This is a genomic window from Thalassolituus sp. UBA2009, assembly GCF_002335285.1.
GTDB classification, from domain to species: Bacteria; Pseudomonadota; Gammaproteobacteria; order Pseudomonadales; family Oceanobacteraceae; genus Venatoribacter; species Venatoribacter alkanivorans.
Genome location: NZ_DDCJ01000081.1, coordinates 1 through 8,822 on the forward strand (window position 1 = coordinate 1; position 8,822 = coordinate 8,822).

Here is an 8,822-nt window from a genome sequence, read left to right on the forward strand (position 1 = left end):
CGATATCATAATACTGGATATGGAATTAATCCGTAATATTTACCGGAGCAGCGCACGACAGACGATCGTACGTAACTGTCTGGCGATGTTCAGCGAGCTGAATATCACCGCATTAGCAGAAGGAATTGAAACCGCTGAAGAATATGACTGGCTGCGGGATGCCGGTATTGAACTGATGCAGGGCTACCTGTTTGCCAGACCCGGCTTTGAAACCCTGCCTGAGGTCAGTTTTCCCGTTTAACCAGCCGCATATTGGTTATCGGGGCAACAGCGGTATTTTTCACACCCACGTCGTCGCCCCCACAAGCTTATGCAAATAATAATTCCACCGCATCATCGCCATAGGCATAACGCAGTTCCTGCAGTTGCTCATCGCTGGGATTAATGCGCCAGCTATCACCCAGCTGAATATCACAGCGCGCAACCGAGTTATAGAAATCCAGCACCACCGGGCAGCCGTTATCCATACGCTGCAACAGGCGTTTTAAATCATTGCAGAATTCATCTTCCGAACGTTCACCATCGACACGGATACGCAGCGCTTTGGCAAAGGTCAGGCGCGCCTGGCTGATTTCCATGGCCGCCCGCCCGGTGGCTTTTAATCCGCCGGAATAATCATCGTGGGAAACCAGTGCTTCGACCACCAGCACACGGTCCTTCGCCACGACTTCGCGCACCTGTTCATAAATATCCGAGAACAGCGCTACTTCAACCCGGCCGGTACGGTCATCGAGGGTCACAAAGCACATATTGTCGCCGCGTTTATTTTTCATCACGCGCATATCCACCACCAGCCCCGCCAGTTTTTGCGGCGCCTTGGCTTCCTGCAGGTGCGACAATTTATTCGGCACCAGCTTGCGTACTTCGTGCTCGTATTCATCGAACGGGTGGCCGGTAACAAATAAACCCAGGGTATCTTTTTCGCCCTGCAAACGTTCTTTCAAAGACCAGTCGCGCAGATGACGGTAGCGTTCGTAAGGATCGGCACCAACGGCTTCTTCCTCCTGCACCTCACCGAATAAATCCATCATACCGGCCGCTTCGTTCGCGGCTGTCTGACCTGCACTCTTAATCGCATCTTCCAGGCTGGCCATTAATACAGAACGTGGTGCTGTACTTTCCAGACGGTCAAAGGCACCGCAGCGCACCAGAGCTTCCAGCACACGCTTATTAATTTTTTTGCCGTCGACACGCTGGCAGAAATCGAATAAATCCTTAAAAGGCCCTTCGCTGCGGGCAGCAATAATGGCTGCAATCGGACCTTCACCCACGCCTTTTACCGCGCCCAGACCATAAACGATGGCACCGTCATCATTTACGGTAAAACCAAACTGGCTCTGGTTAACATCCGGCAGTACCAGCTCCAGTTCCATCTCGCGGCATTCTTCGATAAAGGTCACAACCTTATCGGTATTCTGCATATCGGAGGTCAGAACCGCGGCCATAAACGGCGCCGGGTAATGCTGCTTTAACCACAGTGTCTGGTAGGACACCACCGCATAAGCCGCGGAGTGCGATTTGTTAAAACCGTAACCGGCGAATTTTTCCACCAGATCGAAAATCTTCATCGCCAGATCAGGATCAACGCCCTGCGAAGCCGCGCCGTCACGGAAGGTGTCGCGCTGCTTGGCCATTTCTTCCGGCTTTTTCTTACCCATCGCCCGACGCAGCATATCCGCGCCGCCGAGGGTATAACCGGCCAGAATCTGGGCGATCTGCATAACCTGTTCCTGATAAACGATAACGCCGTAGGTCGGTTCCAGCGTTTCTTTCAGGCTTTCGTGTTCAAAATCAGGATGCGGATAGGCCACCTTGGCGCGGCCATGTTTACGGTTAATAAAGTCGTCCACCATGCCCGACTCCAGCGGCCCCGGACGAAACAGGGCCACCAGTGCGATCATATCTTCGATATTATCCGGCTGCAGGCGGCGGATAAGATCTTTCATCCCGCGTGATTCCAGCTGGAATACCGCAGTGGTCTGGGCGGCTTTTAATAATTTATACGACGGTTCATCGTCGAGCGGAATCTGACTGATGTCGACCGGTGGCAGATTTTCTTTGGCGCGTTTGCTGTTAATGGTTTTCAGCGCCCAGTCGATAATGGTCAGGGTGCGCAGACCGAGGAAGTCGAACTTCACCAGGCCGGCTTCTTCCACATCGTTTTTATCGAATTGCGTCACCAGACCGGTGCCGTCAGGCTCACAGGCGGTGGCCGAAAAATCGGTTAATTTGGTTGGCGCAATCACCACACCACCGGCGTGCTTACCGGTCTGACGGGCAATACCTTCGAGCTTGAGCGCCATTTCCCAGATTTCCTGGGCTTCTTCGTCTTCGTCGAGGAATTCTTTTAACAGGGCTTCAGACGCCAGCGCTTTTTCCAGCGTCATGCCCGGATCGCCGGGAATTAATTTGGATAACTTATCGGCCAGACCGAAGGATTTACCCTGCGCCCGCGCCACATCGCGCACCACCGCTTTTGCCGCCATGGTGCCGAAGGTCACAATCTGCGATACCGCTTCACGGCCATAGGTGTCGGCTACGTAAGCAATTACCTGCTCACGGTTTTCCATACAGAAGTCGATATCGAAGTCGGGCATGGATACCCGTTCCGGGTTCAGAAATCGTTCGAACAGCAGATCGTATTCAAGCGGATCAAGATCGGTAATTTTCTGAGCGTAGGCCACCAGCGAGCCGGCACCGGAACCACGGCCCGGACCGACCGGAATATCGTGGTCTTTCGCCCACTGAATAAAGTCCATTACGATCAGGAAGTAACCGGGGAACCCCATCTGAATAATAATATCCAGCTCAAAGTTCAGACGGTCATCATAGGGTTTACGCTTTTCGGCATATTCCGCTGAGTCTTTCGGAATACCGGCCAGCACCACGTCCAGTCGTTCTTCCAGACCCACCTGAGAAATCTTACGGAAAAAATCTGCTTCGCTCATGCCCTCCGGAATCGGGTAATCCGGCAGGAAATATTTACCCAGTAACACTTCCACCGTACAGCGTTTGGCAATTTCGACGGTATTGTCGATGGCCGATGGAATATCGTTAAACAGTTCCGCCATTTCTTCTGCACTGCGGAAATACTGCTGCTCGGTATATTCGCGCGGCCGGCGTTTATCTTCCAGCGCATAGCCCTGACCGATCGCAACACGGGTTTCGTGCGCTTCAAAATCCTCGGCAGCTAAAAAGCGTACATCGTTAGTGGCAACCAGAGGCACACCGCAGCGCGCTGACATGGCGATACCGGCGCGGATAACCGCTTCTTCACCGGGACGGCCGGTACGCTGTAATTCAAAATAAAAGCGGTCGGGGAAGTGCTGCAGATATTCGCGCACCAGAATTTCGGCGTCAGAAACTTTGCCTTTAATAACCCGCTGGCCGACATCGCCGTCGCGCCCGCCGGATAAAATAATCAGCCCGGCATTTTTCTCGAACAGCCATTCTTTTTTAACAATGGCTTTATCGTAATGCTGGTTTTTGGCGTAAGCACGGGAGATCAGTTCGCGCAGCCCCAGATAACCATCGGGGTTCAGACAGAGTGCGGTGATGCGGAACGGCTGGGTGTTGTCATCCGGGTTTTCCAGCCACAGGTCAGCGCCCAGTACCGGCTTAACCCCGGCGTCCATGGCACTTTTATAGAACTTAACCAGAGCGTACATGTTCGCCTGATCGGTCAGCGCGACCGCCGGCATACCCAGCTCCGCGACTTTACCGATCAGCTTTTTAACGCGGATGGTGCTGTCGTACAGCGAAAATTCGGAGTGAACCCGGAGGTGTACAAAGCCCTGTGACATGAACGGACGCCCTGACCAGCAAAAGGGAGCATTGTAACGGATTTTGCGCCCATTGGATTCAGTTGTGCGCCGGATTCAGCACAGCCCCATAGAGCTGCGGCTTACACTACCTGAGGTAAGTCCGGCCCGCCCATGCCGGGAGGCTGATCCGGGTTTTTGAAAGGGTCAGGAGAGTCCGGCTCACCGTCGTGCCAGATGCGCCCCAGATAGTCGTGGATAGCATCGTCAATCTTACCCTGCAGGCCGCTGAGGCCCTGATTGCCGAACAGACGGTTAAACTCGAACACATAGGGATAATGGCCGACCATGGCAATATCGAACCCGCCGTGGTCAATGCCAAGCCCCAGAGCCAGCTTCTCAACCAGCGCACAGGCTTCCGGCGGCAGAATACCGGCTTCGATCTGGCCGCCCTTGGCGACATTGTTATAAAAACCACGATCGGCCTGAATCCGCCAGTAACCGCCAATAATGCGATCGCCCACCCAGACGATGCGCAGGTCGCGGTCAATGGGCAGATATTCCTGCGCATAAATCACCGGTGACAGTGCCAGATAGCGGTTCCAGTCGGCCTGGGTTTCAATCAGGAATACACCATCTCCCATACTGCTTTTGGGAATTTTGGCGACGAAAGGCAAAGGTAAGGTATCCCATACCCGTTCGGCATTGGCCGGGGTATTGGCTTCGATCAGGGTCCAGGGCACATGCTGCGGCGCGATGGTCTGAAAACAGCGCGTCATTTCGACCTTATCATGGCCGATGTAGTAACTCGCCGGACTGGGAAATATGCGCTTTTTTAAGCCATACAGCAACGCGTTCACCTGCCAGTATTGCGGAAACAGAATGCCATCAGCCGCGATCAGCAGATCGAGATGATGATTCATCAGTTCCGGTTTCAGATACTGGGTTTGGGCAAAATGAAGGGTGCGGTAAGGATCAAAAGAGATCAGCTGCATGGATCACACTGGCGCAGTCGGAGCCTGAGTAAAGGGGCAGCGATATTAGCAATGGCCGGATTCCGGCTCAGCGAAATTTTTTGCTGCTGACGATAAAGCTTTTACTCGGCCATTGATGCTGCCCCCGCGCGGAATTCGCTCTGAACAACAAAGCACTCTATGATCAGCCTTCCGAAAACTGCAGGGATACACATGTAATGCACCGGTTCGCCACTAAGGGCTGCGGCCTGCGAAGCAGAATCCTGACCATGGTGATGCTTATCAGCCTGGCGTTGTTAAATGGTTGCGGCACACTCATTGCCCGCTCGGACAGCAGCCTGGTTGATGCCCGCTACTATCCGGGTACTCAGGGAAGTCTGCTGTTGCTTGGCCTGGACGGCCATACAGGCGAAGCCAGCGGCGAAATGGTGTTCTGCTGGATGTCTGTTGTTTGCCCGCTGTTCACACTGATTGCCCTGCCGGTTGATATAACCCTCGATACTCTCCTGCTGCCTTACGATGCCCTGAAGCCGGAAAACAGCAGCATGGCAGACAGGCCTGAATAAAGTCTCCCTGCCCCTTGCAATAAGAACTGTATATAAATACAGTGCAAGCCTTATTCATAACCGAGGGATCACATTATGTTGCATGGTAGCTGCTGCTGCGGAGCCGTAAAATTCACCCTGTCCAGCCCACCGACCATGATGGGAACCTGCCACTGCACCCGCTGCCGCAAAGTCGGAGCCAGTGCTCTGGTATTCGTTAAGCGCGATGCTTTTCAGCTGACCTCCGGCGCTGATGTAATCAGCACCTACAAACCGGAAGCGCCCTATATGTACAACCGTTGCTTTTGCTCAAAATGCGGTACATCGCTGGGCGAGGTAACCTCCGACAACGAAACCTTTCCGGTATCTGCGAACTGCTTTGACGATGAACTGAATCTCAGTAACAGCTTTCATGAGTTCGTTAAAGAAAAGCCGCACTGGTATAAGATAGGCGATGAAGCAAAACAATTTCAGGAGCATCCGCACAGCTGAAAAAGCCGTGTTATTCTCAGGCATCAGGGTGACGATAAGCGCCGCCCTGTTACCACACAGCAGAAAGAAAATGGATATTCAGAAAGCAACAAGCGCCGATACCGAAACTATCCAGGCATTAATTTCAGCGATCTCCGAGATTGATGTACTGCCCTTATTCAGCGCCGACGGTCAGCGTGAATATAAACAGCGCGTTCTGCCGGATATAGCAACAACCATGGATGAAAGCCGTTTCGTCACACTGAAGGCGCTGAACGCTCATCAACTGGTTGGCTTTGCAGCCCTGCGTGATGGCAATTATCTGACCCACCTGTTCGTGGCGAAACAGACTCAGGGCTGCGGGCTCGGAAAGCAACTGCTGGACGCCGTGCTGGCATCCACCAGCGCTAAAGAAATCAGCCTGCGCTCGTCACTGAATGCGGCCGGCTTCTACCGCCGCTATGGTTTTAAGGCGACGGGCGAGGAAGCAGCATTCAATGGCATCCGCTTTATACCCATGACGCTGATACGCGACTGACCAAAAACTTCCATAACATACACACAATAAAAAAGGAGCCGAAGCTCCTTTTTTATTAGGTCGGTTTTTTATAGCTTTTACGTAATTGCTTACGTGCTTTTTCAATTTTAATCTTACGTTTATTTTCTGTCCGTTCCACCGCATCCGCACGCTTTTTACTGCTGTGACGGATTTCTTTCTCTTTGCCGGAATACGGGTTATCGCCCTGACGGAATTCCATACGGATCGGCGTACCTTTAATTTCCAGCACGCGGCGGAAGGTATTGGCCAGATAGCGTTTGTAGTCTTCCGGCAGTTCTTTCGCCAGATTACCGTGCACCACAATAATGGGCGGGTTAGAGCCACCCTGGTGGGCATAGCGCAGTTTTGGCCGGCGGTTGCGTACAACCGGTGGCTGATGGCTGGCCGTGGCGTCTTCCAGAATACGGGTCAGCATATTGGTCTGCCATTTCGCCATGGACGACTGATAAGCCTGATCAACCGAATCGTACAGGTTACCCACGCCGGTGCCGTGCAATGCCGAAATAAAATGCATTTCGGCAAAGGTTAAGAAATCGAAACGACGGTCAATTTCTGTTTTTACCCGCTCTTTGGCGTCCGCTTCCATGCCATCCCATTTATTGATGGCAATCACCAGCGCCCGGCCGGAGTTCAGTACGAAGCTGAGCATATGTAAGTCCTGCTCGACGATACCGGTACGGGCATCAAGCACCAGAATACAGACATGACAGTCCTGAATGGCCTGCAGGGTTTTAATAATGGAGAATTTTTCCGCGGCTTCGGAAATATTCTTACGGCGGCGTACACCGGCGGTGTCGATCAGGGTGTATTCCTGACCGTGACGCTCGTAGGGAATATAAATACTGTCGCGCGTGGTGCCGGCTTCATCGAATACCACCACCCGGTCTTCCCCGAGAAAACGGTTAACCAGAGTCGATTTACCCACGTTCGGGCGGCCAACTACGGCAATTTTAATACCTTTAACATCGAGCTCTTCGTGTACCGGGGCCTCTTCGCCGGCCAATTCACGGAAGTAGTCGTCATCGTCCTGCGGCAGTTCGCCCAGCACGTATTCGATCAATGCGCTGATGCCACGGTTATGCGCCGCAGCAATCGGCAGAGGCTCACCCATGCCCAGTTCAAAGAATTCACCCAGCACCAGATCGGGGTTTTTACCGTCGATCTTGTTGGCCACCAGATAGGCGTCTTTACCGCTGCGGCGCAGATATTCGGCAATCATACGGTCGCCGTTGGTAATACCGGCGCCAACATCGACCATAAAGAAAACGATATCGGCGTCTTTAATGGCCTGGAAGCTTTGCGCGGCCATGGCCTCGTCGATGCCCTCTTCCTGGCCGCTGATACCACCGGTATCAATCACGATGAATGGCACATCACCAACCTTGCCCTCACCGTACTTACGGTCACGGGTCAGGCCGGCAATTTCAGCCACCAGCGCATCACGGCTTTTGGTCAGACGGTTAAACAGCGTGGACTTGCCCACGTTGGGACGTCCGACCAGAGCAATCACAGGGACCATGATCAGAAAACCTCATTTAAGAAATAAAACAGGCGTCGCTATACGACGCCCGGTAAAAAACATTGGCTGATACCGCCAGCGTCAGTCGGTCTGAACGCTCAGCAGCAGCAGTTCACCGGCATTGGTATACACCAGCAGACCTTTATCAGTGGCAACTAACGGACTGCGGATGCCCATATCGCGGCCACGCAGCGCACGCCAGTTGGTACCTTCTGTTTGATTAGGATAGTTGACGTGCAATGGTTTAGGGCGCAACAGTTTACGTCCCACCAACTCGCCATCCACCTGATTCATAATGTGCAGATAACCTTCACCATCAGCGACTGCCAGCCAGCTGCCATAAGCACTGGTCTGCCCGAGACGGCGACCATGCAGTGCTTTCTGAGTCCAGACCGGCGCGCCACTGGCCATGTCATAGGACTGGATGTGATCACTGTCGAGGGTCAGGTACAGGTTGCCCAGCGCCAGTTCCGGACTGGTGTAGGTTGAACCTTCTTCTTCCCAGCGGGTTTCGCCATTGAGCGAAACGGCTGCCAGTTTGCCGTGGTAGCTGGCCGCATAAATAATGCCGTTATCCCAGATCGGTGCGCCATCAACATCCACCAGACGTTCCAGCTCAGAGCGGCCATCCGGCGTTGCCAGACGCACATCCCAGCGCGGAATACCGAGGGTCTTATCCAGTGCCACCAGTTTGCCGGTGGCAAAACCGGTGATCACCAGCTGATCCAGCACCAGCGGCGTGCCGGTGCCGCGCACGGTCAGTACCGGCATCGCGGTTTCGTAAGACCAGGCCTGCTTGCCATCCGCCCGTTCAAAAGCGGTAACACGACCGTCAACGGTGTGTACAAACACCCGCTTAGCGTCGGTACCCGCTGGCGCGACAGACTCACTGGTCATGCGTGAACGCCAGATTTCAGAGCCGTCGGCACTGTTCAGGCAATGCAGAAAACCGTCACGGGTAGCAACAAACAACTGACCGTTGTCTTGCGCCAC

The 8,822-nt window shown here is 53.6% G+C and carries 8 protein-coding genes; 4 read left to right on the forward strand and 4 right to left on the reverse strand.

What is annotated here, in order from left to right; all coding sequences use genetic code 11:
* A partial coding sequence (locus tag B3P58_RS10155; protein WP_286717335.1) for an EAL domain-containing protein occupies positions 1-241 on the forward strand: 241 nt, incomplete at its 5' end.
* Between the two features lie 67 nt (positions 242-308).
* On the opposite strand, the gene dnaE is transcribed toward B3P58_RS10155, so the two are convergent.
* Together dnaE and B3P58_RS10165 are read right to left on the reverse strand one after the other, a co-directional pair.
* Positions 309-3,803, reverse strand: a complete 3,495-nt coding sequence (gene dnaE / locus B3P58_RS10160; RefSeq protein ID WP_145469218.1) for a DNA polymerase III subunit alpha — start codon at positions 3,801-3,803, stop codon at positions 309-311.
* Positions 3,804-3,904: 101 nt separating this feature from the next.
* A complete protein-coding gene (locus B3P58_RS10165) occupies positions 3,905-4,756 on the reverse strand; it encodes an ATP-grasp domain-containing protein (RefSeq protein WP_286717338.1) in 852 nt (283 codons plus the stop codon).
* Between the two features lie 248 nt (positions 4,757-5,004).
* Here B3P58_RS10165 and B3P58_RS10170 point away from each other — a divergent pair, with 248 nt between their 5' ends.
* The 3 genes from B3P58_RS10170 to B3P58_RS10180 all read left to right on the forward strand — a co-directional run bounded on the left by B3P58_RS10170 (position 5,005) and on the right by B3P58_RS10180 (position 6,289).
* Complete coding sequence (locus tag B3P58_RS10170) at positions 5,005-5,301, forward strand: YceK/YidQ family lipoprotein (RefSeq protein ID WP_286717340.1); 297 nt, start codon at positions 5,005-5,007, stop codon at positions 5,299-5,301.
* A gap of 75 nt (positions 5,302-5,376) precedes the next feature.
* Positions 5,377-5,772, forward strand: a complete 396-nt coding sequence (locus B3P58_RS10175) for a GFA family protein (protein ID WP_145469215.1) — start codon at positions 5,377-5,379, stop codon at positions 5,770-5,772.
* 70 nt (positions 5,773-5,842) lie between these two features.
* Positions 5,843-6,289: a GNAT family N-acetyltransferase gene (locus B3P58_RS10180; protein ID WP_145469214.1), complete on the forward strand. Its 447-nt coding sequence runs from the start codon at positions 5,843-5,845 to the stop codon at positions 6,287-6,289.
* Between the two features lie 55 nt (positions 6,290-6,344).
* Here B3P58_RS10180 and der read toward each other — a convergent pair whose 3' ends face one another.
* Positions 6,345-7,829: a ribosome biogenesis GTPase Der gene (gene der, locus B3P58_RS10185; RefSeq protein WP_225691562.1), complete on the reverse strand. Its 1,485-nt coding sequence runs from the start codon at positions 7,827-7,829 to the stop codon at positions 6,345-6,347.
* A gap of 81 nt (positions 7,830-7,910) precedes the next feature.
* Positions 7,911-8,822, reverse strand: a 912-nt coding sequence (locus B3P58_RS10190) for a PQQ-binding-like beta-propeller repeat protein (protein ID WP_286717343.1), incomplete at its 5' end; no start/stop codon positions are given.